This window comes from Pseudomonas sp. RGB (assembly GCF_007713445.1).
In the GTDB taxonomy this organism is placed as follows: Bacteria; Pseudomonadota; Gammaproteobacteria; order Pseudomonadales; family Pseudomonadaceae; genus Aquipseudomonas.
The window spans coordinates 427,779-448,501 of the sequence record NZ_VMSH01000001.1 but is presented as its reverse complement, the minus strand read 5'-3'; the positions used below and the strand labels follow the sequence as shown (position 1 = coordinate 448,501).

Below are 20,723 nucleotides of genomic sequence, written 5' to 3'. Positions count from 1 at the left end.
GGGGGCTTGCCCCCGATTGCGGTGTATCAGTCACCCAATGTGTTGGCTGACCCACTGCTATCGGGGGCAAGCCCCCTCCCACATTTTGATCTGTGTTCACTTGGGGTTTGCGGTGCTGCCCATTACTCGATGAACGTGACCACGCCACCGGCCAGCGATTTCACGCGCGCCAGCGACTCAACCCGATAACCCTGCGCATCCAGCTCGGCACGGCCACCCTGGAATGACTTCTCGATCACAATTCCCAGGCCTGCGACGGTCGCGCCGGCTTGCTTGATGATTGAGATCAGCGCCTGGGACGCCTTGCCGTTGGCCAGGAAGTCATCGATCACCAGCACGCGGTCGCTGCTGGTCAGGTGGCGCGGGGAGATCGCCACGGTGCTTTCGACCTTCTTGGTGAAGGAATACACGGTCGCCGACAGCAGGTTTTCCGTCAGGGTCAGGGACTGCTGCTTGCGGGCGAAAATCACCGGCACGCCAAGGTTAAGGCCGGTCATGATCGCCGGCGCAATGCCCGAGGCTTCGATGGTGACGATCTTGGTGATGCCCGAGTCCTTGAAGCGCTCGGCGAATTCGTCGCCGATCAGTTTCATCAGCGCCGGGTCGATCTGGTGGTTCAGAAAGGCATCGACCTTGAGTACCTGATCGGAAAGCACGATGCCTTCTTCGCGAATTTTCTTGTGCAGTGCTTCCACGGAAAGCTTCCTCTAATGGCGCGGTGTGCGCCGAAAGTAGATTAAAAAGTAGTCGATTCTAGCGCTTTAACATCGCGCGTATGTCCGCCAAGGCGGTATTGCCGCGAACGGCTTTCACCTCGGTCGGGGTGTCGTCATTGCCTTCCCAGGCCAGATCGTCCGGTGGTAGTTCGTCGAGGAACCGGCTGGGGGCACAGTCGATGATTTCGCCGTATTGCTTACGCTTGGCGGCGAAGGTGAAGGCCAACGTCTGACGCGCGCGGGTAATGCCCACGTAGGCCAGGCGCCGTTCTTCTTCGATAGTGTCGGCTTCGATGCTGGAACGGTGCGGGAGGATTTCCTCTTCCATGCCCATGATGAACACGTAGGGGAATTCCAGCCCCTTGGACGCATGCAAGGTCATCATCTGCACGCCTTCGGCGCCGTCTTCCTCTTCTTGCTGGCGCTCGAGCATGTCGCGCAGCACCAGCTTGCCGATGGCGTCTTCGACGGTCATCTCGCCGTCTTCGTCTTTTTCCAGGGTATTTTTCAGCGCCTCGATCAGGAACCAGACGTTGCCCATGCGGTAATCCGCAGCTTTGTCGCTGGAGCTGTTGGTGCGCAGCCAGTTTTCATAGTCGATGTCCATGACCATGCTGCGCAGCGCGCTGATCGGGTCTTCGCCGGCGCACTGCTCGCGCACCTTGTCCATGAAGCGCTTGAAGCGCGACAGTCGGTCGGTGAAGCGTGTGTCCAGGTGCTCGCCCAGGCCGATTTCGTCGGTGGCGGCGTACATCGAGATTTTGCGTTCAGTGGCGTAGTTGCCGAGCTTTTCCAGGGTAGTCGAACCGATTTCCCGGCGCGGCACGTTGATCACGCGCAGGAAGGCGTTGTCGTCGTCCGGGTTCACGATCAGGCGGAAGTAGGCCATCAGGTCTTTTACTTCCTGGCGTCCGAAAAAGCTGTTGCCGCCCGACAGGCGATACGGCACCTGGTGGTGCTGCAATTTCAGTTCGATCAGCTTGGCCTGGTAGTTGCCGCGGTACAGGATCGCAAAGTCGCTGTACGGGCGGTCGGTGCGCAAGTGCAGGCTGAGGATTTCCACGGCCACGCGCTCGGCTTCGGCGTCTTCATTGCGGCAGCGGATCACGCGGATTTCGTCGCCGTGGCCCATCTCGCTCCACAGTTGTTTTTCAAACTCGTGGGGGTTGTTGGAGATGAGCACGTTGGCGCAACGCAGGATGCGGCTGGTGGAGCGGTAGTTTTGCTCCAGCATCACCACTTTCAGGGACGGATAGTCGTCCTTTAGCAGCATCAGGTTTTCCGGGCGCGCACCGCGCCAGGCATAGATCGACTGGTCGTCGTCGCCCACCACGGTGAACTGGTTGCGCGTGCCGATCAGCATCTTCACCAGCAGGTATTGGCTGGCGTTGGTGTCCTGGTATTCGTCCACCAGCAGGTAGCGGACCTTGTTCTGCCATTTTTCGAGGATGTCGGCGTGTTCCTCGAACAGCTTTACCGGCAGCAGGATCAGGTCGTCGAAGTCCACCGCGTTGAACGCCTTGAGCGTGCGCTGGTAGTGGGTGTAGACGATGGCAGCGGTCTGTTCCTTGGGGTTGCGCGCGTTTTCCAGGGCCTGGGGCGGCAGGATCAGGTCGTTTTTCCAGGCGCCGATCATGTTCTTGATCTCATCCACGCCGTCGTCGCCTGCGTATTCCTTTTGCATGATGTCGGTCATCAGCGACTTCACATCGGTTTCGTCGAAGATCGAGAAACCGGGCTTGTAGCCCAGCCGCGCATGCTCCTTGCGGATGATGTTCAGGCCCAGGTTGTGGAAGGTACACACGGTGAGGCCACGGCCTTCGCCGCCCTTGAGCAGCGTGCCGACACGCTCTTTCATTTCGCGCGCCGCCTTGTTGGTAAAGGTCATGGCGACGATGTACTGGGCGCGGATGCCACAGTTCTGGATCAGGTGCGCGATCTTGCGGGTGATCACGCTGGTCTTGCCGGAGCCCGCGCCGGCGAGCACCAATAGAGGGCCGCCGACGTAGTTCACGGCTTCTTGCTGCCGGGGATTGAGTCGGGACATACAGAATTCAGGGAGTCGTTGTTCAAAAGGGCGGGCATTTTAACAGGCTCGCAGGATTCTGCTCTCACAGAACGACAGTGTGACGTACCACTCGATCTAAATTTGCCGGTTTTGATACTTTGCCGCAGGATGTGTGGGCCTTCTGTCCTGAAGATCGGGACGAATGCTTACAGTCAGCGTATTTGATAACCCTTATCATTGGTGATTATCAGGCCGCGCGTCATAATGCCCGCCGCCAACGAAATTTTGCAGAGTCTAGGGAGCTAGCTTGTCTACGCCTGTCGAACCCTTGCGTTTGCTGCTACTGGCCGATGAGCCAGCGTGGGCAGCGTTGTTGCGCGAGTGCCTGGCGCCGATGGGCGATGGGGCTGTGCTGATCAGTGCGCCCAACTGGGACTCGGTGAGTCGTCTGTTCGATGACGACCACTCGGCCGTGTTATTGACCACGCCCAGCCTGCAACCCTGCCCCGGCCGTTGCAACTTGCCGTGCATATTGTTGTTGGAGCAGGAACCTCTGGTTTCGCCGCTGGGTGTCAGCGATTGGTTGATCCGTGACGTATTGGATGCCGATACATTGCGCCGCTGCCTGCGCCATGTCCGCGAGCGCGGCGTGCTGGAGACCACCTTGCAGCGCCTGGCCGAACAGGACCCGCTCACCGGGATCGCCAATCGCCAGGGTTTCCAGACCCTGCTGGCGGCGCGTCTGGTTGAAAACGAAGGCCGCGGCCTGGCGCTCGGCCACCTTGACCTCGATAACTTTCGCCATGCCAACGACGCCTTAGGCCATCAGGCCGGCGACCGGTTGATCCTGCAAGTGGTCTCGCGCCTCAAAAGCCAGCTCGAAGCCGGGGACCAGTTGGCGCGTCTGGGCAGCGATGAGTTCGCCCTGCTGATTGATACGCGCCGCGCGCCCCAGCGTGCCGAATGGATGGCCGAACGCATCACCGAAGCCATGGCCGAACCCTATTGGGTGGATGGCGAAAGCCTGTTGATCGGCTGCAGCCTGGGCGTGGCGCATGCCCGCGCGCGCGCTGGCGCCGACCCGCTGATGTGGCACGCACACATCGCCATGCAGCAAGCCAAAAGTACGCAAGGCTGCACCTTTCATATCTTCAACGAACGCATCAACCGCAACGCGCGCAGCCTGGCCGACCTGGAAAGTGAACTGCGCCGCGCATTGCGCCGCGACGAGCTGGAACTGCACTACCAACCGCGCCTGGACCTGGACGACGGGCATATTGTCGGCCTGGAAGCCTTGGTGCGCTGGCGCCATGGCGAACGCGGCCTGTTGCCACCCAGCGAGTTCGTGCCGCTGGCCGAACAGAGCGGCCTGATTGTGCCGCTGGGCTACTGGGTGATCTCCCGCGCCCTGCGCGACATGCAAGACCTGCGCGAACGCGGCCTGCCGCCGTTGCACATGGCGGTCAACCTGTCGTTTCGCCAGTTCCAGGACAGCCAACTGCTCTCGACCCTCAGCCGGCTGATTGCCGAGCGCGGCGTGGAAGCGCAGTGGCTGGAGTTCGAATTGACCGAAACCGCCGTCATGCGCCGCAGTGACTTGGTCAAACAGACCATGGACGCCCTCGGCCGCCTGGGCGTGCGGTTTTCCCTGGATGACTTCGGCACCGGATTCTCGTCGTTCGTGCACCTCAACAGCCTGCCGATTGCCTTGTTGAAGATCGACAAGAGCTTTGTCGGCGGCATGGAAGAGCGCGAAGAGAACCGCAAACTGGTGCACGCCATGATCAACCTGGCGCACAACCTCAACCTGGAAGTGGTGGCTGAAGGTGTGGAAACGCCTGAGCAACTGGCGCTGTTGCGCTTGTTTGGCTGCGATCAGGCGCAGGGGTATTTGATCAGCAAGCCATTGCCGTTGCCGGAGTTGGTGGAATACCTGACATTCGGCAAAAGCCAGCAGGCGCTGCTGGGTTGAAGTGCGAACCCAATAAAAACTGTGGGAGCGGGCTTGTGTGGGAGCTGGCTTGCCTGCGATGCAGGCACCTCGGTGTGTCAGGCCTATCCAGGTGATGCTATCGCAGGCAAGCCAGCTCCCACATTGACCGAGTACAGTCTCTAGTCTGGCTGCATGGCTTGGAATTCAGCGCGAATTTCCGGCTCCCGCCGAATCATCCTTTTCATCTTCGCCTCAAACGCCCAGGTCAAACTGACGGCCGCGCAGGCCAGGCCCAACGCCAGGCCCCACCACACACCGGTCGGCCCCCAGCCGAGGGTGAACGCCATCAACCACGCCGCCGGCGCGCCGATCAGCCAGTAGCAGCCCAAGCCCACCAGAAAGGTCGTCTTGGCGTCCTTCAACCCACGGATGCAGCCCATGGCGATGGTCTGCACACCGTCGAACAATTCGAACCAGGCCGCCACGGCCAGCAGGCTGACGGCCAGGACGATAACGTCGTGGAAGGCTGGGTCGTTATGGTCGAGGAACAGCCCGATAAGCGCATCGGAAAACAGCCACAGCACTGCGGCAAAACCCAACATCACTGCCGCACCGAATCCGATGCCGACCCGCCCGGCCATGCGCGCTTGCAGCAACTGCCCGGCGCCGTAATGCTGGCCGATGCGCATGGTGATCGCGTACGACATCCCCGCCGGCACCATGAACGCTACCGAGACGATTTGCAGGGCAATCTGATGCGCCGCCAGTTGCGTACTGCCCATGGTGCCCATGCACAGCGCCGCGAAGGCAAACAAGCCGACCTCCACCGCATAGGTGCCGCCAATCGGCAGGCCCAGGCGCCACAGCTCGCGCAGGTATTGAGTGTTGAGGCGCAGCAGGCCGTTGCTTAGCGGGTAGGCCGCGTATGCCCGGTTGCTGCGGATGTACCACATCAGCGCCAGGGCCATGCTGTTGGCGACGATCGCTGTAACCAGGCCGATGCCCATCAAGCCGAGTTTGGGCAGGCCGAACATGCCCTCGATCAGCGCGTGGTTGAGGACGTAGTTGAGCACTGTGCCGCACAGGCTGATCACCATCACCGGGGTGGCCTTGCCGATGGCGCTGGTAAAACCGCGCAAGGCCATGAAGCTCAGGTAGCCGGGCAGGGCGAACGGCAGGATGGTCAGGAATTGCCCCGCCGCGTGCACGTTGGTTTCGGTTTGGCCGAACATCAGCAGCACGGGCTTGAGGTTCCACAGCAGCAAGCCCGCGACCAAGGCCATCAGCCAGGCCAGCCAAAGCCCGGCCTGGGTCAGGCGGGTGGCGCCTTCGATGTCGCCCGCGCCATGCCGGATGGCCACGAGGGTGCCGACGGCGGCAATCACGCCAATGCAGAAAATCGCCACAAACGAATAGCTCGCCGCGCCCAAGCCACCGCCGGCGAGGGCTTCGGGGCTCAGGCGGGCCATCATCAGGGTGTCGGTCAGCACCATCAACATGTGCGCCAACTGTGAGGCAATCAACGGCCCCGACAGCCGCAGAATGGCCCAGAGTTCAGTACGCACCGGATGCTGCATGATCATCACGCTCAGAAAGTCAGAGGGTTGGGGAAGGGTTGATTCTCGGCGCTCTCGACGCATTACACAAAAGGATAAAAGCGATCGTTCGCATGATTAAAACTCATGGTAGGGTTTGGGCTTGCTCTGTCGGAGATTTCCCTATGCCACGTCGTCTCCCTCCGTTGTACGCCTTGCGCGCATTTGAGGCCGCTTCACGGCACAACTCCTTTACCCGCGCGGCAGAGGAGCTGTCGATCACGCAAAGTGCCGTCAGCCGGCATATCCGCACACTCGAAGAGCATTTTGCCTGCCGCCTGTTCCAGCGCAGCGGCCGCAACCTGCAGCTCACCGAAGCGGCGCGCTTGCTGCTGCCCGGCGTGCGCGAGGGTTTCGCTGCGCTGGAGCGCGCCTGCCACACCCTGAATGCCGAGGACGACATCCTGCGCATGAAAGCGCCGTCGACCCTGACCATGCGCTGGTTGCTGGCGCGGCTCAGTCGCTTCCGGGCGTTGCAGCCGGGCAATGAGGTGCAACTGACCAGTGCGTGGATGAGCGTGGACGAAGTGGACTTCAACCAAGAGCCATTTGATTGCGCGGTATTGCTGAGCTACGGGCACTTTCCGGCGGACTGGGAGGCAAGCTACCTGTTCCCCGAACTGCTGATCCCCGTGGGCGCCCCCAACCTGCTGGCAGACGGGCCGTGGGACGTAACGCGTCTGGCGTGCGCTGAGCTGCTGCACCCCACGCCCGACCGCCGCGACTGGCGCAATTGGCTGCAGCGCATGGGGCTGGCATCTCAGGTCTCGCTCAAGGGCGGGCAGGTGTTCGACACGCTTGAGCTGGGCATGATTGCCGCAGCACGAGGTTACGGGGTGTCGATGGGCGATTTGCTGATGGTCGCCGAAGACGTGGCCCAGGGACGATTGAGCTTGCCGTGGCCGACCGCCGTGGCCAGTGGGGAAAATTACTACCTGGTGTGGCCGAAAACCCGCCCCGGTGGTGAGCGTTTAAGGCGCTTGGCAGAATTTCTCCAGGGTGAGGTCAAGGCCATGGAGTTGCCCCAGGTCGAGCGCCTCGACTGAAGCATTTGTGCAATCGTTTGCGCGATACCCCTGTGAATCGCTCAAGTATTCCTCGCGCCCGCCGAATAAGGTGTGTTGGAACAACCGTGCACCAACGTTTCCCACTCGATAATTTGCCGAGTAGCGCTATGAGATCAGGATGATCCTGGCCTCGGCCAGGAGCTGTCATGTCTCAACCTCGCGCTCGGATTGCCTCCCAGTTAGGCCTCGCATTAGCCGTGATACTGGCTGTCGTCATCAGCGGCAGTACGGTTTTTGCCTTGCGGTCGCTCGACTCCGCCAACCTCGACACCCGCGAGGAACACCTGGCCAGCGAAGCGCGTTTGCTCGCCGACCAACTCAATACCTTCCACAGCACCTTGCGCGAAAGTACCCAGCGTTTGAGCGGGCTGTTTGAAAAGCGCTTCGGCGCGGGGTTGAGTGTGCGCGGCGAGCAGCAGGTCGCAGTGGCGGGTGTACAAACCCCGAGCCTGTTCCTGGGCAACAACCTGTTGAACAACGATTTCGATGAGGTCGATGAATTCAAGGACACCTCTGGCGGCGTGGCCACCGTATTTGTGCGCAGCGGCGAAGACTTTGTCCGCATCAGCACGTCCCTGACCAAACAAGACGGCAGCCGCGCCATCGGTACGGCGCTGGACCACCAGCATCCGGCCTACCAACGCCTGCTTGCCGGGCAAAGTTACGTCGGCCGTGCCGTGCTGTTCGACCGCTCCTACATGACCCAATACACACCGGTGCGCGATGCCGGCGGCAAAGTGATTGCGGTGCTGTTTGTCGGTTTCGACTACACCGACGCCCAGAAAGCCCAGTTTGAAAACCTCAAGCGCTTCCGTATCGGCAAAACGGGTTCCCTTGCGCTGCTGGATGAACAGAAACACTGGCTGGTGCCACCGGCCGGCGTGCAGGCGCTGGACCAGGCGGTACCGGTGATGCTCGACCTGGCCAAAAAGCCGGGCGAGGGGCGCTTCTGGAGCGACAAGAACGAAGATTTCTACAGCGTCTCGGTGCCGTTTGAAGGCGGCCCGTGGTCGGTGGTGGCGAGCATGCCGAAATCCGAAATTCGCGAGGTGACCTGGGCCGTTGGTATTCGCCTGGTGATTGGCAGCGTGTTGGCAATGTTGTTCGCGGTGGGCGCGGCGGTCTGGCTGTTGCGCAGCAAGTTGCAGCCCCTGAGTGACCTCGTGCGTCAAGCCGAAGCCCTCGGCGCGGGTGACTTGAGTGTGCGCCTCAATGTGTCCAGTAATGACGAAATAGGCCAATTGGCACGCAGCTTCAACCAGATGGGTGAAGCCCTGTCGACCATGGTCTCGCATATCCGCAAGGCCGCCGAAGAGGTCAACAGCCGAGCCCAGGCCTTGTCCGGTTTGTCGGGTGGTGCCTATGAGGGCATGGAGCAGCAGTCCGGCGAGATCACCAGCATGGCCGGCGCGGTGGAAGAGTTCAGCGCCACCTCGCTGAACATCGCCGACAACATGGGCAACACCGAACGACTGGCCCAGGAAAACGCCCAGCAGACGCGCATCGGCCGTACCTCGATGCAAGAGGCGTCGTCGTCCCTGGAACATATCGCCACCGCGCTGAACAGCACGGCCACGGTGATCAATACCTTGGGCCAGCGCTCCCAGGAAATCGGCGGGATTGTCGGCGTGATCACCTCGATCGCCGAACAGACCAACCTGTTGGCGCTCAACGCGGCCATCGAGGCCGCCCGCGCCGGTGAACAAGGCCGTGGTTTCGCCGTGGTTGCTGACGAGGTGCGCAACCTGGCCTCGCGCACCCGCCAGGCTACTGATGAAATCTCCGGGATGATCCACAGCATTCAGCAGGAAACCGGTAATGCCATCAGCACCATGGAACACGGCAATGCGTTGATGCAGGAAGGCCTGTCGCGCAACGCCGACGTGGCTTCGGCGCTGGCGCGTATCGACGAGCAAAGTCGCTCGGCCGGTCAGCAATTTGCGGCAATTACCACGGCAACCCAGGAACAGAGCAGCACCGCGACGTTGCTCAGCAGCAATTTGCAGAGCATTGCGCTGGCCAACAGCGAGCAGCGTGAAGTGGTGTCGAACCTGGCCGTTACCGCCAAAGAGCTGGAAACCCTGGCGGCCGGCCTGCGTCATGAGGTTGATCGGTTTCGTTGAGGCTTAGCGCTCGCCCGACGTTTTGCGCCGTGATCCGCCCCAGCGTGCTGCCCGGCAGATCTTCGCCATGGCGATGGGGTATGCCGATGACCTGTTGCTGAACCCTTCTACCGAGTCGGCAGAGGCGGCGCTGGATGAAGTGATGGAAGTGGCGAGGCTGTTGCTGGACTTTCCCGCATAGGCCGCCATTCCGCACACTTCTGTGGCGAGCGGTCCAGTTTTGTGGCGAGCGGGCTTGCCCCGCGTTGGAGTGCGAAGCGCTCCCCGTGCGGCCGCCATGTTTCAACTGTTGGACCGCGTCGCCGGTTTTTAGGGCTGCTGCGCAGCCCAACGCGGGGCAAGCCCGCTCGCCACACCAAACCCGCTTGCCACACCAAGCCCGCTTGCCATGGATTTTGCGTTTTCAGGCTAGCTCACCGCCGCAGGCCGGTATTGCAGTGCCTCGGCCAAGTGATGCCGAGCAATATTCTCAACCCGCTCAAGGTCTGCCAGCGTGCGCGCTACCTTGAGCAAGCGATGTGCCGCGCGCAGCGACAGCGTCAGCCGCTCGCAGGCGCTTTCCAACCAGCCTTCATCGGCTTTCGCCAATTGGCAGTGTTTGCGTAACCCTGGCAAATCCAGAAAGGCATTGGCGCAACCCTGGCGCTTGAGTTGGCGCTCGCGGGCGTCGGCCACCTGTGCCGAGGCCTTTGCCGTGTTATCGCCAGGCTGCTGGGTCGGGTTAAGTGCCGTGGTTTCCCGGGCGACGGTAAGGTGCAAGTCGATCCGGTCCAGCAGGGGGCCGGAAAGTTTGTTGCGATAGCGCTGAATCTGCTCCGGCGTACACCGACAGCGTCCACTGGGCTCGCCCATATACCCGCAAGGGCAGGGGTTCATGGCGGCCACCAGTTGAAAACGTGCCGGGAAACTCACTCGGTCGCGCGCACGAGAAATGACGATGTGTCCCGATTCAAGCGGTTCGCGCAGCACCTCCAGGACCTTGCGATCGAACTCCGGCAACTCATCCAGAAACAACACGCCATGGTGGGCGAGGGTGATTTCCCCCGGTTGCGGTTTTGACCCGCCGCCCACCAGCGCCGGCCCCGAGGCTGAGTGGTGTGGCTGACGGAACGGGCGGTGCGGCCAATGGCTCAGTGGTGCGAGGCTGACCACTGACTGGATCGCCGCCACTTCCAGCGCTTCCTGCTCGCTCAACGGCGGCAGCAACCCCGGCAGCCGGCTGGCCAGCAAGGTCTTGCCGGTGCCGGGCGGCCCGCTGAACAGCAGGTTATGCGCGCCCGCCGCAGCGATCAGCAGCGCGCGCTTGGCCGCCAGTTGCCCTTGTACTTCGCTCAGGTCTGGATAGGGCTTGTTCAGGTACTGCAAGCCATCAGACTTGTAGGGCTCGATTGGCATCTGCCCATTCAGGTGCGCCACCACCTGCAGCAAGTGATCCACCGCAATCACCTTCAACCCGGAGGCCAGGCACGCCTCCTCGGCATTCGCCCGCGGCACTATCACGGTGCGCCCGGCCTTGCGGGCTGCCAGCGCTGCCGGCAACACGCCTTTCACTGCGCGTACTTCGCCGGACAATGCCAATTCGCCCAGGCATTCCACGTCATCGAGCATCAACGCCGGCACCTGCACACTGGCCGCCAGGATCCCTAAGGCAATCGCCAAATCAAAACGCCCGCCGTCCTTGGGCAGGTCGGCGGGCGCGAGGTTGAGGGTGATGCGCCGGGCTGGGTATTGCAGCGCGCAATTGAGGATGGCGCTGCGCACGCGGTCCTTGCTTTCCTTGACGGCGGTTTCCGGCAGGCCCACCAGTGTCAGGGACGGCAGACCATTGGCCATGTGCACTTCAACCGTGACGGCAGGGGCTTCGACGCCGATCTGGGCGCGGCTGTGGACGATGGCGAGGGACATGCTCGTTCCTTGAAAGAGAGGCCGCTTCCTGCGGGTTTTTCAAGGGTAGACGAGGTAGGGAATAGCGAGGCGGGGGAGGTTTTACAGAACGTATCCGGAGAGCGAGGCAGAGCAAATGTGGGAGCTGGCTTGCCTGCGATGGCATCGACTCGGTGTAACTGATACACCGAGGCGCCCGCATCGCAGGCAAGCCAGCTCCCACATTGACCGCGTTTATTCAGCAGCAGGTGGCGTCAGCCGCGCTTCCAACTCCGCGACCTTCGCCTCGAGGCTCTCCAGCCGTGCACGCGTGCGGGCCAGCACCACCATTTGGCTATCAAACTCTTCCCGGCTCACCAGGTCGAGTTTGCTGAAGCCGCTTTGCAGCAGCGCCTTGAACTGGCTTTCGATTTCGTTGCGAGGCAGCGGGGTATCGCCGCTGAACAGGCGAGAGGCGTGGCCGCTCAGGGCGTCGAGGAGATCTTTGGGCGCGAGCATGGGAAACATTCCGGAAAAACTGTTGGCGGGCAGTGTATCACGCAGCGTCTATAGTCTTTTTCACCGCCTGGAGCGCACGCTTTTCGCGCAGTGCTCCGGGCGGCCGCGCACTGTTTTTGTGCGCATTGGCGTCGCCAAAACGCCCTGCGGGTGGGCATAAGTGGGCAAAGGACTGATTTCAGTGATTTTTACGGAGCTGGCAAGGTTTCTGCTTAGACGATCATGACCCATGCACTGATGCAGTCGCTGTGACGAATGCAGTGCGCCGACGGATCAGGGGTACAGGTTTCGTCACCAGTGGTTCGCTGGCGTCGCAACGGCAAATGCCGAGGCGACGACGCGTTACAAAGCCAGGCACTGCGCTTAGACTTGAGACGGGTTTGTTTTCCTGGGGCAAGTCCACCAATTCGGGAGAGAGTTTTCATGAAGCTAGTCACTGCCATCATCAAGCCGTTCAAGTTGGACGATGTACGCGAGTCGCTGTCCGAGATCGGCGTGCAGGGCATTACCGTTACTGAGGTCAAAGGCTTCGGTCGGCAGAAGGGTCACACCGAGCTGTATCGCGGCGCGGAATACGTGGTCGATTTTCTGCCAAAGGTGAAGATTGATGTCGCCATTGACGACAAGGATCTTGACCGGGTTATCGAGGCGATAACCAAGGCCGCCAACACCGGCAAAATCGGTGACGGCAAGATCTTCGTGGTCAATCTGGAACAGGCTATTCGCATCCGTACCGGCGAAACCGATACCGACGCAATCTAAGCCGCCAAACCCCAACGCCCCAGGAGAAAACAATATGACTCTGCGTAAATTCGCAGGGCTAGGAGCCCTGTTGTCCCTCGTAATGCCGGCCCTGGCCATGGCGGCGGACCCAGTACCTGCTCCAGTCCTCAATTCCGGCGACACCGCGTGGATGCTCACGTCCACCGCGCTGGTACTGTTCATGACCATTCCAGGCCTCGCGCTGTTCTACGGCGGCATGGTTCGCTCCAAAAACATTCTTTCCGTGATGATGCAGTGCTTCGCCATCACCGGTCTGATCACCATTTTGTGGTTCGTTTACGGCTACAGCATGGCGTTCGACACTACCGGTATGGAAGCAGGCGTCGTCAACCTCAACTCGTTCGTGGGCGGCCTGTCCAAACTGTTCCTGTCGGGTGTCACCCCGGCGAGCATCACCGGCCCTGCGGCGCTGTTCCCTGAGGCGGTGTTCGTCACTTTCCAAATGACGTTCGCCATCATTACGCCTGCGCTGATCGTCGGTGCCTTCGCCGAGCGTATGAAGTTCTCCGCGATGCTGATCTTCATGGGCGTCTGGTTCACCCTGGTCTACGCACCGATTGCGCACATGGTGTGGGGCGGTCCGGGTTCGTTGCTGGGCGATTGGGGCGTGCTGGACTTCGCCGGCGGCACCGTGGTGCACATCAACGCCGGTGTGGCTGGCCTGGTGGCGTGCCTGGTACTCGGCAAGCGTAAAGGCTTCCCAACCACGCCGATGGCGCCTCACAACCTGGGTTACACCCTGGTCGGTGCTGCCATGCTGTGGGTCGGTTGGTTTGGCTTCAACGCCGGTTCTGCGGCTGCGGCCAACGGCACTGCCGGTATGGCGATGCTGGTCACTCAGATTGCGACCGCTGCTGCCGCGCTGGGCTGGATGTTTGCCGAGTGGGTCACTCACGGTAAGCCAAGCGCACTTGGCATCGCCTCGGGCGTCGTCGCCGGTCTGGTTGCAATTACCCCGGCTGCGGGCACCGTGGGCCCAATGGGCGCCCTGGTGATCGGTCTGGCGGCGGGTGTAGTGTGCTTCTTCTGCGCCACTACCCTGAAACGCAAACTCGGCTACGACGACTCCCTGGACGCCTTCGGCGTGCACGGTATCGGCGGTATCCTCGGCGCGATCCTGACCGGCGTGTTCGCGGCGCCTTCTCTGGGCGGCTTCAACGCGGCGACCACTGACATCGCAGCGCAAGTCTGGATCCAGTGCAAAGGCGTCGGCTTCACCGTGATCTACACGGCTATCGTGACCTTCATCATCCTCAAGGTGCTGGACATGGTCATGGGCCTGCGGGTTACCGACGAAGAAGAGGCCGTGGGCCTCGACCTGGCACAACACAACGAGCGCGGCTACAACTTGTAAGTACGCGAAAAAAAAGATGCCCGGCTTGCCGGGCATTTTTTTGTCTGGGGTTTGTCTGTGGCTAAAGGTGTACGGGTTTATGCCGACTTTGTGATGGGATCCACACGGCACTTTTAAGGGTGTGAATCTCTTACAGGCATGTAGGTGTATTCGGTACTTTGTTTTTTTCCAGAGCGCGCTAGAATGCGCGCCGATGGGCGGAGAACTGTATGTGGCAACAGACCTTGATAACCCTGCGGGCCAAGCCCCGGGGCTTTCACTTGGTGACGGATGAGTTGCTCGCCGGCCTGCCTGAATTGAAGGCGTGCCGTGTGGGCCTGTTGCATTTGTGGTTGCAGCACACCTCGGCTTCGTTGACGGTCAACGAAAATGCCGACCCGGCGGTTCGCCGTGACTTCGAGCGTTTTTTCAACTCGCTGGTGCCGCAAGGGCGTGCAGGGTTCGAACACAACGACGAAGGTCCGGATGATCTGCCGGCGCACTTCAAGGCCAGTCTCCTGGGCTGCCAGCTGAGTTTGCCGGTCAAGGCCGGCCGCTTGGCGATGGGGACCTGGCAAGGTGTTTATCTGGGCGAGCACCGTGATCATGGCGGTGCTCGTAAAGTCCTCGCCACCTTGCACGGTGATGGGGCATAAGCCACTGGTAATCCGGTGGATGTTGATTTTTTTCCGGCGACCTCGACAGAGGGTGAAGCTGGGCTATAACTAATCTGCTTTTCGCAAGTCATGAGGTAGAACATGAGCGACGATGATCTGGAAAACGACGAACTCGAAGTCGGTGACGACGACGAGGCCGAAGAAGGTCTTGAGGCGGCAGCTGAGGACGTTGCTGACGACGACGGTGGTGATGATGCACCTGTCCCGGCAGCCAAAGGCAAAGCCAAGGCCGCTGTTTCGGTAGATGAACTGCCAAGCGTTGAAGCCAAGAACAAAGAGCGCGATGCGCTGGCCCGTGCGATGGAAGAATTCCTCGCCAAAGGCGGCAAAGTGCAGGAAGTCGAGGCCAACGTGGTAGCAGATCCACCGAAGAAGCCGGATAACAAGTACGGTAGCCGTCCTATCTGAGGTCAGCCGCTCGCTTGCATGAAAAAGCCCGCCGTCGCTGCGGGCTTTTTCATGGATGTAATAAATCCTACGGGTCACCACCCGTCAAATGTGGGAGCGGGCGTGTTCGCGAAGTGCTCTGGCAGTTGCTGATGGGCTGACTGATACACCGCATTCGCAAGCAAGCCGGCTCCCACATTTGATTTTAGTGTTGCCGCGATAGCGTTACTGCCAACTGCGAAGCAACGGCGGCAGCTCGTTCAAGCTACGAATTTCCGCATCCGGGCGCTTATCCGCTTCCCATGCCTTGCCTGTCGGGTTGAACCACACTGCCCGCAGCCCGGCCTGCTGCGCCCCGGCGATGTCATCGCCGGGGTGATCGCCAATATGCACGGCCTGACTGGCGTCCACGCCGGCGCGTTGCAGCGCTTCCTGAAACAGTCGCGAATCCGGCTTGGCGATGCCGATATCTTCGGCGCGCAGGGCAAAGTGGAAATAGTCTGCCAGGCCCACGCGCTGCACGTCGGCGTTGCCGTTGGTGATCACGCCCAGGAGGAAATGCTGGCGCAATGCTTGAAGCATCGGCTCGGCCTCAGGAAAAGGCGTGAGCTGATGCCGGGCATGAATGAACGCCTCATAGCACACGTCTGCCATTTGCGTGGCCTCGGGCTGTGGATAACCCGCCTCTTCAAACGCGTGCATCAGCACGCGGTGGCGCAGTAGGCTGATGCGGTACTTGAGCTCGGGATGGCGCTCCAGCACCTGCTGGCGAAGGCTGGCGAAATGCTCAAGAGGCAAATCGCCGACCTTGGAGGCATGGGTCGCCAGCCATTCGCGCATCGACGCTTCGGCGCCGATGATGACGGGTACGTTGTCCCAGAGTGTGTCGTCCAGGTCGAAGGTGATCAGCTTGATACTCATGAGTCGCCGCCCTTGATGCGTTTGGCCCGTGGATGGGCGCTGTCGTACACCGTCGCCAGGTGCTGGAAGTCGAGGTGGGTGTAGATCTGCGTGGTCTTGATGTCGGCGTGGCCGAGCAGCTCCTGCACCGCGCGCAGGTCCTGGGACGATTCCAGCAGATGGCTGGCAAAAGAATGTCGCAGCATGTGCGGGTGCAGGTTCTGCCCCAGCTCGCGCTCGCCGGCGAGCTTGACCCGCACCTGGATCGCCCGTGGACCGAGGCGTCGGCCTTGCTGGCTGACAAACACCGCGTCGTCCGCGGGGTTGGTCAACAGACGCAGCGGCAACCACAGCTGCAAGGCTTCCCGAGCCTTGCGGCCGACCGGCAGCACTCGGGTCTTGCTGCCTTTGCCGAGCACTTGCACCAGGCCGTCCGCCAGGTCCAGTTGATCCAGGTTCAGGCCGGTCAATTCTGACAAGCGCAGGCCCGAGGAATAGAACAGCTCGAGGATGGCCTGGTCGCGGTGGGCGAGGAAGTCGTCTTCGACGGCACCGTCGAGCAATTGCAGGGCGCGATCAGTGTCGAGGGTCTTGGGCAGGCGCCGTTCGCCCTTGGGCGGGGCCAGGCCGTTGGCCGGGTCGTGATCGCACAGGCCTTCACGGTTGAGGTAGTGATACAGGCCGCGCACCGCCGAAAGCAATCGCGACAGGCTGCGTGAAGACTGGCCCTGCTGGTGCAGTCGCGCGATGAGGCTGCGCAGGCTCTGGATATCCAGGGCTTTCCAGCTGGCGATCTGTTGTTTTTCGCAGTACGCCAGGACCTTGTTCAAGTCCCGCCGATAAGCTTCCAGCGTATGGGGCGACACCTGGCGCTCGTTGCGCAGGTGAGCGCAATAAGCGTCCAGTTGCCGTTCCATGGCTAGCGCACCGCGCGCAGGGCGGTGGTGAAGCGCGGCAGTACCCGGCCGAGCACTTCAGCGATGTAGGTCAAAAACAGCGTGCCTACGGAGCTTTTGTAGTGCTGCGGGTCACGGCTGGCAATCGCCAGTACGCCGTGCAGGCCTTGATGGCTGAGGGCGACTACGGCGGTGGAGCCGATCTGCTTGCGCTGTTCGGCGCCAAACAGGAAATCCAGCTCATGCTCACGCAAGGTGCCGCTGATGGTCTTGCCTTCAGAGAGCAAGCCGCCAATCGCGGTCTGCGCTTCGCTACCGCTGACCCAGCGACCCACCGGCATCGGGTTGTCGCTGAACAGGATCAGGCTCACAAACGGCACCTGGAAGTCCTGGCGCAGGCTGTCTTCCACGGCAATCACCGTTTCTTCCAGGCTGGTGGCGTCCATCAGGGTAAGAATCAGGCGACGGGTCTTGTCGAAAAGGCGGTCGTTGTCGCGGGCCACGTCCATCAACTGCGAGAGCCGATGGCGCATTTCGATATTGCGCTCGCGCAGGATCTTCATCTGCCGCTCTACCAGCGACACGGTATCGCCGCGCTGGTGGGGAATGCGCAGGGCCGGCAACAGCTCTTCGTGTTCGACGAAGAAGTCCGGATTAGCCTCAAGGTACGCCGCGACAGCAGCGGCCTCCAGACTTTCGCTCGGGGATGCTTGGGCGGGTACTTGAGGCTTGTCGGTCATTAGCTTTGCTCACTCATAGGCGGACCTGTCCTTCGTATACGCGCGAGGCCGGCCCGGTCATCATCACCGGGTGGCCAGGGCCTGCCCATTCGATGGACAAGCGTCCGCCGGGCAGGTCGATCAACAGTGGCGAATCCATCCACCCCTGGCTGATCGCGGCCACGGCCGCAGCGCAAGCGCCGGTGCCGCAGGCCTGGGTTTCGCCGGCGCCGCGTTCCCACACACGCAATTGTGCGCGGGAACGGTCGATCACCTGCAGGAAGCCCACATTGACCCGTGCCGGAAAGCGCGGGTGATGTTCGATTTTCGGCCCCAAGTCATGCACCGGGGCGTTATTGATGTCGTTGACCCGCAGCACGGCGTGCGGGTTGCCCATCGACACTGCGGCGATATCCATGCGCTTGCCATCAACGTCTAGCGCGTAACTGGTCGCTTGCTCGGTGGCCTGAAACGGAATATCCGCCGGCACCAGACGTGGCTCGCCCATGTTGACGCTGATCTGGCCGTCGCTGCGAATATCCAGCTCGATCACGCCGCTTTTAGTCTCGACGCGAATCTGGCGCTTGGCGGTCAAGCGCTTGTCCAGCACAAAACGCGCAAAGCAACGCGCACCGTTGCCGCACTGTTCCACTTCGGAACCGTCGGAGTTGAAGATCCGGTAACGGAAATCCACTTCCGGGTTGCTCGGCGCCTCGACGATCAGCAATTGATCAAAGCCAATGCCGGTGTGGCGGTCGCCCCATTGTTTAACGTGCTTGGGCAGGATGTGCGCGTGCTGGCTGACCAGGTCGAGGACCATGAAATCGTTACCCAGCCCGTGCATCTTGGTAAAACGCAGCAGCATGGCTTACTCCGGCAGCAGGCTTTCGCCAGCATACAACTCGGCTACCGTCTCGCGGCGACGCACTTCAAACGCTTGATCACCGTCCACCAGCACCTCGGCGGCACGGCCGCGCGTGTTGTAGTTGGAACTCATGACAAACCCATAGGCACCGGCCGAATGCACGGCCAGCAGGTCGCCTTCTTCCAGGGCCAGCTGACGCTCCTTGGCCAGGAAGTCACCGGTCTCGCAGATCGGGCCGACGATGTCGTAATTACGGCCTTCGCCAGCACGTGGCTTGACGGCTGTCACATCCATCCAGGCCTGGTACAGCGCCGGGCGGATCAGGTCGTTCATCGCCGCGTCGACGATGGCGAAGTCCTTGTACTCGGTGTGCTTGAGGTACTCGACCTGGGTCAGCAACACGCTCGCGTTGGCAACGATGTAGCGGCCCGGCTCGAACATCAGGGTCAGGCCGCGGCCTTCAGTGCGCTCGCGCACAGCCTGAATGTAGTCGGCGATCTGCGGCGGTTCTTCATCGCGATAACGCACACCCACGCCACCACCCAGATCGATGTGTTGCAGGTAGATGCCGCACTCGCCCAGGCGATCGGTCAACGCCAGCAGGCGGTCGAGCGCATCCAGGAACGGTGGCAGGCTGGTCAGTTGCGAGCCGATATGGCAGTCGACACCCAGCACTTCCAGGTTCGGCAACTGCGCGGCGCGGATGTACACGTCCTCGGCGTCAGCAATGGCGATGCCGAACTTGTTCTCTTTGAGACCGGTGGAAATGTAGGGGTGAGTGCCGGCGTCGACGTCCGGGTTGACGCGCAGCGAGATCGGCGCACGAACGCCCATCTCGGCGGCGACGACTTGCAGGCGCTCCAGCTCGTCGGTGGACTCGACGTTAAAGCAATGCACGCCGACTTCCAGAGCGCGGCGCATGTCTTCGCGGCTCTTGCCGACGCCGGAGAAGACGATTTTGTCAGCCTTGCCGCCGGCTGCCAGCACACGTTCCAGCTCGCCACGGGAGACGATGTCGAAACCGGCGCCCAGGCGCGCCAGGACATTGAGTACACCCAGGTTGGAGTTGGCCTTGACCGCGTAGCACACCAAGTGTGTAACGCCGTTCAGTGGGTCGGTAAACGAACGGTATTGGGCTTCGATGTGCGCACGCGAGTACACATAGGTCGGGGTGCCAAAGCGCTCGGCAATCGCGGACAACGCCACGCCTTCCGCGAACAGCTCGCCGTCCCGGTAGTTAAAAGCGTCCATGGGTTTCCCTTATTGATAGGTGTCGTGCTTATGCGCTTTTGACGGCTTTTGTGACGACTGCGCCTGGTCATTCGGGTCTTTGCTGTCATCGGGCAGGTAGAGCGGGCCTTTTTGACCACAGGCACTGACGAGGCAAGCGACCGCGACGAGCGCAGCAAGGGAAGAGATCAGGCGCTTCATGGCGAAATCCTTGAATATGCATTAATTGCGCCCGAGTATACCGACCACCCGCCAGCTTGCCTATGCGCCGAAATACCCGTCCGGCGGGGGTTTGCCGACTTGGGCGCGAAGCAGGCTACGCTGGCCGGGGATATTTCATACCTCCATCGGTAATGAACTCGGTATCCTTTGCAATCAGCGGGGCTCGCCCGTATCGTGCGGCGCTTGAGCAAAACCAGACACTTTTGAGGTTGCCACAATGAGTTTGACCGAAGCCCGTTTTCACGACCTGGTGGATGCGACCCAGCAGGCGCTGGAAGATATTTTCGACGACAGCGGCCTGGACGTGGACCTGGAAAACTCAGCCGGCGTGCTGACCGTCAAGTTTGAAAACGGCACCCAACTGATCTTTAGCCGTCAGGAGCCGTTGCGTCAGCTATGGCTGGCGGCCCGCACCGGTGGTTTTCACTTCGATTACGACGAAGAAGAAAACCGTTGGGCGCACGACACCACCGAGGAGCTGCTGAGCGAAATGCTTGCGCGCCTCACGAAGGAACAGTCCGGCGCTGACCTGGACTTCGACGAGATCTGATGGTGACCCAGCCTGCACCCGTACGCCCGCCCAAGCCGCTGTTCAGCAATGTCAGCCCGGCGGTACCGTCACCTTGTATCAGTTTGTGTCGCCTGGACGAGCAGAAAGTCTGCCTCGGGTGCTTCCGCCATGTGGAAGACATTCGTGAATGGCGCTCCGCCGACGATAACCGGCGCCGGGTGATCTGCGCAGAGGCCGAGCAACGCAGGGAGCGTGCCTGAGGTCGTCTTGTTTATTTGTGTCGCTGTGGTAGTGTCCGGGTACACCTCAACTCATCGAGGTCCGTGAGAACCCCGCCTTTTTCTGGCGGGGTTTTGCTTTTTTGTGCAGAAAAAAG

20 protein-coding genes and 1 pseudogene are annotated in these 20,723 nt (G+C 61.3%); 10 read left to right on the top strand and 11 right to left on the bottom strand.

Going from position 1 to position 20,723, the window contains the following annotated elements:
* Window positions 1-122: 122 nt before the first annotated feature.
* Window positions 123-695 carry a xanthine phosphoribosyltransferase gene (locus tag FPT15_RS02135; protein ID WP_094948722.1) on the bottom strand — a complete coding sequence of 191 codons (573 nt, stop codon included), beginning with the start codon at window positions 693-695 and terminating at the stop codon, window positions 123-125.
* Between the two features lie 58 nt (window positions 696-753).
* Window positions 754-2,763 (bottom strand): DNA helicase Rep, encoded by a 2,010-nt coding sequence (gene rep / locus FPT15_RS02130; protein WP_053258644.1) that lies wholly within the window; start codon window positions 2,761-2,763, stop codon window positions 754-756.
* A gap of 268 nt (window positions 2,764-3,031) precedes the next feature.
* Here rep and FPT15_RS02125 point away from each other — a divergent pair, with 268 nt between their 5' ends.
* Window positions 3,032-4,696: a bifunctional diguanylate cyclase/phosphodiesterase gene (locus tag FPT15_RS02125; RefSeq protein ID WP_145158102.1), complete on the top strand. Its 1,665-nt coding sequence runs from the start codon at window positions 3,032-3,034 to the stop codon at window positions 4,694-4,696.
* A gap of 140 nt (window positions 4,697-4,836) precedes the next feature.
* Here FPT15_RS02125 and FPT15_RS02120 read toward each other — a convergent pair whose 3' ends face one another.
* Complete coding sequence (locus FPT15_RS02120) at window positions 4,837-6,240, bottom strand: NorM family multidrug efflux MATE transporter (protein ID WP_145158099.1); 1,404 nt, start codon at window positions 6,238-6,240, stop codon at window positions 4,837-4,839.
* 137 nt (window positions 6,241-6,377) lie between these two features.
* Here FPT15_RS02120 and FPT15_RS02115 point away from each other — a divergent pair, with 137 nt between their 5' ends.
* The 3 genes and pseudogenes from FPT15_RS02115 to FPT15_RS02105 form a co-directional block, all read left to right on the top strand.
* Complete coding sequence (locus tag FPT15_RS02115) at window positions 6,378-7,298, top strand: LysR substrate-binding domain-containing protein (RefSeq protein ID WP_124418743.1); 921 nt, start codon at window positions 6,378-6,380, stop codon at window positions 7,296-7,298.
* A gap of 167 nt (window positions 7,299-7,465) precedes the next feature.
* Entirely contained in the window at window positions 7,466-9,442 is a 1,977-nt protein-coding gene (locus FPT15_RS02110; protein ID WP_145158097.1) for a methyl-accepting chemotaxis protein, read from the top strand.
* A gap of 37 nt (window positions 9,443-9,479) precedes the next feature.
* Window positions 9,480-9,623 (top strand): annotated as a pseudogene (locus tag FPT15_RS02105) (TetR/AcrR family transcriptional regulator); the annotation flags it as partial.
* 227 nt (window positions 9,624-9,850) lie between these two features.
* Here the strand turns inward: FPT15_RS02105 and FPT15_RS02100 are convergent.
* Together FPT15_RS02100 and FPT15_RS02095 are read right to left on the bottom strand one after the other, a co-directional pair.
* On the bottom strand, window positions 9,851-11,347 hold the full coding sequence (locus FPT15_RS02100) for a YifB family Mg chelatase-like AAA ATPase (protein WP_145158094.1): 1,497 nt from the start codon (window positions 11,345-11,347) through the stop codon (window positions 9,851-9,853).
* A gap of 213 nt (window positions 11,348-11,560) precedes the next feature.
* On the bottom strand, window positions 11,561-11,824 hold the full coding sequence (locus FPT15_RS02095; RefSeq protein ID WP_145158091.1) for an accessory factor UbiK family protein: 264 nt from the start codon (window positions 11,822-11,824) through the stop codon (window positions 11,561-11,563).
* 423 nt (window positions 11,825-12,247) lie between these two features.
* Here FPT15_RS02095 and glnK point away from each other — a divergent pair, with 423 nt between their 5' ends.
* From glnK to sutA, 4 genes are all read left to right on the top strand, one after another.
* A complete protein-coding gene (glnK, locus tag FPT15_RS02090) occupies window positions 12,248-12,586 on the top strand; it encodes a P-II family nitrogen regulator (RefSeq protein ID WP_002555808.1) in 339 nt (112 codons plus the stop codon).
* 34 nt (window positions 12,587-12,620) lie between these two features.
* Window positions 12,621-13,961 (top strand): ammonium transporter, encoded by a 1,341-nt coding sequence (locus FPT15_RS02085; RefSeq protein WP_145158088.1) that lies wholly within the window; start codon window positions 12,621-12,623, stop codon window positions 13,959-13,961.
* 209 nt (window positions 13,962-14,170) lie between these two features.
* Window positions 14,171-14,596: a secondary thiamine-phosphate synthase enzyme YjbQ gene (locus FPT15_RS02080; protein WP_071485166.1), complete on the top strand. Its 426-nt coding sequence runs from the start codon at window positions 14,171-14,173 to the stop codon at window positions 14,594-14,596.
* A 102-nt stretch (window positions 14,597-14,698) separates the two neighbouring features.
* Entirely contained in the window at window positions 14,699-15,025 is a 327-nt protein-coding gene (sutA, locus tag FPT15_RS02075) for a transcriptional regulator SutA (protein WP_106575834.1), read from the top strand.
* Between the two features lie 204 nt (window positions 15,026-15,229).
* Here sutA and FPT15_RS02070 read toward each other — a convergent pair whose 3' ends face one another.
* Genes FPT15_RS02070 through FPT15_RS02045 form a run of 6 tightly spaced genes read right to left on the bottom strand, consistent with a single transcriptional unit; the run spans window position 15,230 to window position 19,815 of the window.
* Window positions 15,230-15,925, bottom strand: a complete 696-nt coding sequence (locus FPT15_RS02070; protein ID WP_145158085.1) for an HAD family hydrolase — start codon at window positions 15,923-15,925, stop codon at window positions 15,230-15,232.
* Window positions 15,922-16,821 (bottom strand): tyrosine recombinase XerC, encoded by a 900-nt coding sequence (gene xerC / locus FPT15_RS02065; RefSeq protein ID WP_124418740.1) that lies wholly within the window; start codon window positions 16,819-16,821, stop codon window positions 15,922-15,924. The genes FPT15_RS02070 and xerC overlap by 4 nt, the downstream gene beginning before the upstream one ends.
* A 2-nt stretch (window positions 16,822-16,823) precedes the next feature.
* Window positions 16,824-17,540, bottom strand: coding sequence for a DUF484 family protein (locus FPT15_RS02060; protein WP_145158082.1), 717 nt, complete (start codon window positions 17,538-17,540; stop codon window positions 16,824-16,826).
* Window positions 17,541-17,553: 13 nt separating this feature from the next.
* The gene (gene dapF, locus FPT15_RS02055; protein WP_145158079.1) at window positions 17,554-18,384 is read right to left on the bottom strand and encodes a diaminopimelate epimerase; all 831 of its coding nucleotides are present in this window, start codon (window positions 18,382-18,384) and stop codon (window positions 17,554-17,556) included.
* Window positions 18,385-18,387: 3 nt separating this feature from the next.
* Entirely contained in the window at window positions 18,388-19,635 is a 1,248-nt protein-coding gene (gene lysA, locus FPT15_RS02050; RefSeq protein WP_145158076.1) for a diaminopimelate decarboxylase, read from the bottom strand.
* 9 nt (window positions 19,636-19,644) lie between these two features.
* A complete protein-coding gene (locus FPT15_RS02045; RefSeq protein ID WP_106575828.1) occupies window positions 19,645-19,815 on the bottom strand; it encodes a lipoprotein in 171 nt (56 codons plus the stop codon).
* A gap of 238 nt (window positions 19,816-20,053) precedes the next feature.
* Here FPT15_RS02045 and cyaY point away from each other — a divergent pair, with 238 nt between their 5' ends.
* Together cyaY and FPT15_RS02035 are read left to right on the top strand one after the other, a co-directional pair.
* On the top strand, window positions 20,054-20,386 hold the full coding sequence (gene cyaY, locus FPT15_RS02040) for an iron donor protein CyaY (RefSeq protein WP_094948747.1): 333 nt from the start codon (window positions 20,054-20,056) through the stop codon (window positions 20,384-20,386).
* A 2-nt stretch (window positions 20,387-20,388) separates the two neighbouring features.
* Window positions 20,389-20,607: a DUF1289 domain-containing protein gene (locus FPT15_RS02035; RefSeq protein WP_106575827.1), complete on the top strand. Its 219-nt coding sequence runs from the start codon at window positions 20,389-20,391 to the stop codon at window positions 20,605-20,607.
* Window positions 20,608-20,723 lie beyond the last annotated feature (116 nt).

What these genes read in the sequence shown, in the direction of transcription:
- rep (WP_053258644.1), bottom strand. Translation starts at nt 2,763, where the DNA reads ATGTCCCGACTCAATCCCCGGCAGCAAGAAGCCGTGAACTACGTCGGC.
- FPT15_RS02120 (WP_145158099.1), bottom strand. Translation starts at nt 6,240, where the DNA reads ATGATCATGCAGCATCCGGTGCGTACTGAACTCTGGGCCATTCTGCGG.
- FPT15_RS02115 (WP_124418743.1), top strand. Translation starts at nt 6,378, where the DNA reads ATGCCACGTCGTCTCCCTCCGTTGTACGCCTTGCGCGCATTTGAGGCC.
- FPT15_RS02110 (WP_145158097.1), top strand. Translation starts at nt 7,466, where the DNA reads ATGTCTCAACCTCGCGCTCGGATTGCCTCCCAGTTAGGCCTCGCATTA.
- FPT15_RS02100 (WP_145158094.1), bottom strand. Translation starts at nt 11,347, where the DNA reads ATGTCCCTCGCCATCGTCCACAGCCGCGCCCAGATCGGCGTCGAAGCC.
- FPT15_RS02095 (WP_145158091.1), bottom strand. Translation starts at nt 11,824, where the DNA reads ATGCTCGCGCCCAAAGATCTCCTCGACGCCCTGAGCGGCCACGCCTCT.
- glnK (WP_002555808.1), top strand. Translation starts at nt 12,248, where the DNA reads ATGAAGCTAGTCACTGCCATCATCAAGCCGTTCAAGTTGGACGATGTA.
- FPT15_RS02085 (WP_145158088.1), top strand. Translation starts at nt 12,621, where the DNA reads ATGACTCTGCGTAAATTCGCAGGGCTAGGAGCCCTGTTGTCCCTCGTA.
- FPT15_RS02080 (WP_071485166.1), top strand. Translation starts at nt 14,171, where the DNA reads ATGTGGCAACAGACCTTGATAACCCTGCGGGCCAAGCCCCGGGGCTTT.
- sutA (WP_106575834.1), top strand. Translation starts at nt 14,699, where the DNA reads ATGAGCGACGATGATCTGGAAAACGACGAACTCGAAGTCGGTGACGAC.
- FPT15_RS02070 (WP_145158085.1), bottom strand. Translation starts at nt 15,925, where the DNA reads ATGAGTATCAAGCTGATCACCTTCGACCTGGACGACACACTCTGGGAC.
- xerC (WP_124418740.1), bottom strand. Translation starts at nt 16,821, where the DNA reads ATGGAACGGCAACTGGACGCTTATTGCGCTCACCTGCGCAACGAGCGC.
- FPT15_RS02060 (WP_145158082.1), bottom strand. Translation starts at nt 17,540, where the DNA reads ATGACCGACAAGCCTCAAGTACCCGCCCAAGCATCCCCGAGCGAAAGT.
- dapF (WP_145158079.1), bottom strand. Translation starts at nt 18,384, where the DNA reads ATGCTGCTGCGTTTTACCAAGATGCACGGGCTGGGTAACGATTTCATG.
- lysA (WP_145158076.1), bottom strand. Translation starts at nt 19,635, where the DNA reads ATGGACGCTTTTAACTACCGGGACGGCGAGCTGTTCGCGGAAGGCGTG.
- FPT15_RS02045 (WP_106575828.1), bottom strand. Translation starts at nt 19,815, where the DNA reads ATGAAGCGCCTGATCTCTTCCCTTGCTGCGCTCGTCGCGGTCGCTTGC.
- cyaY (WP_094948747.1), top strand. Translation starts at nt 20,054, where the DNA reads ATGAGTTTGACCGAAGCCCGTTTTCACGACCTGGTGGATGCGACCCAG.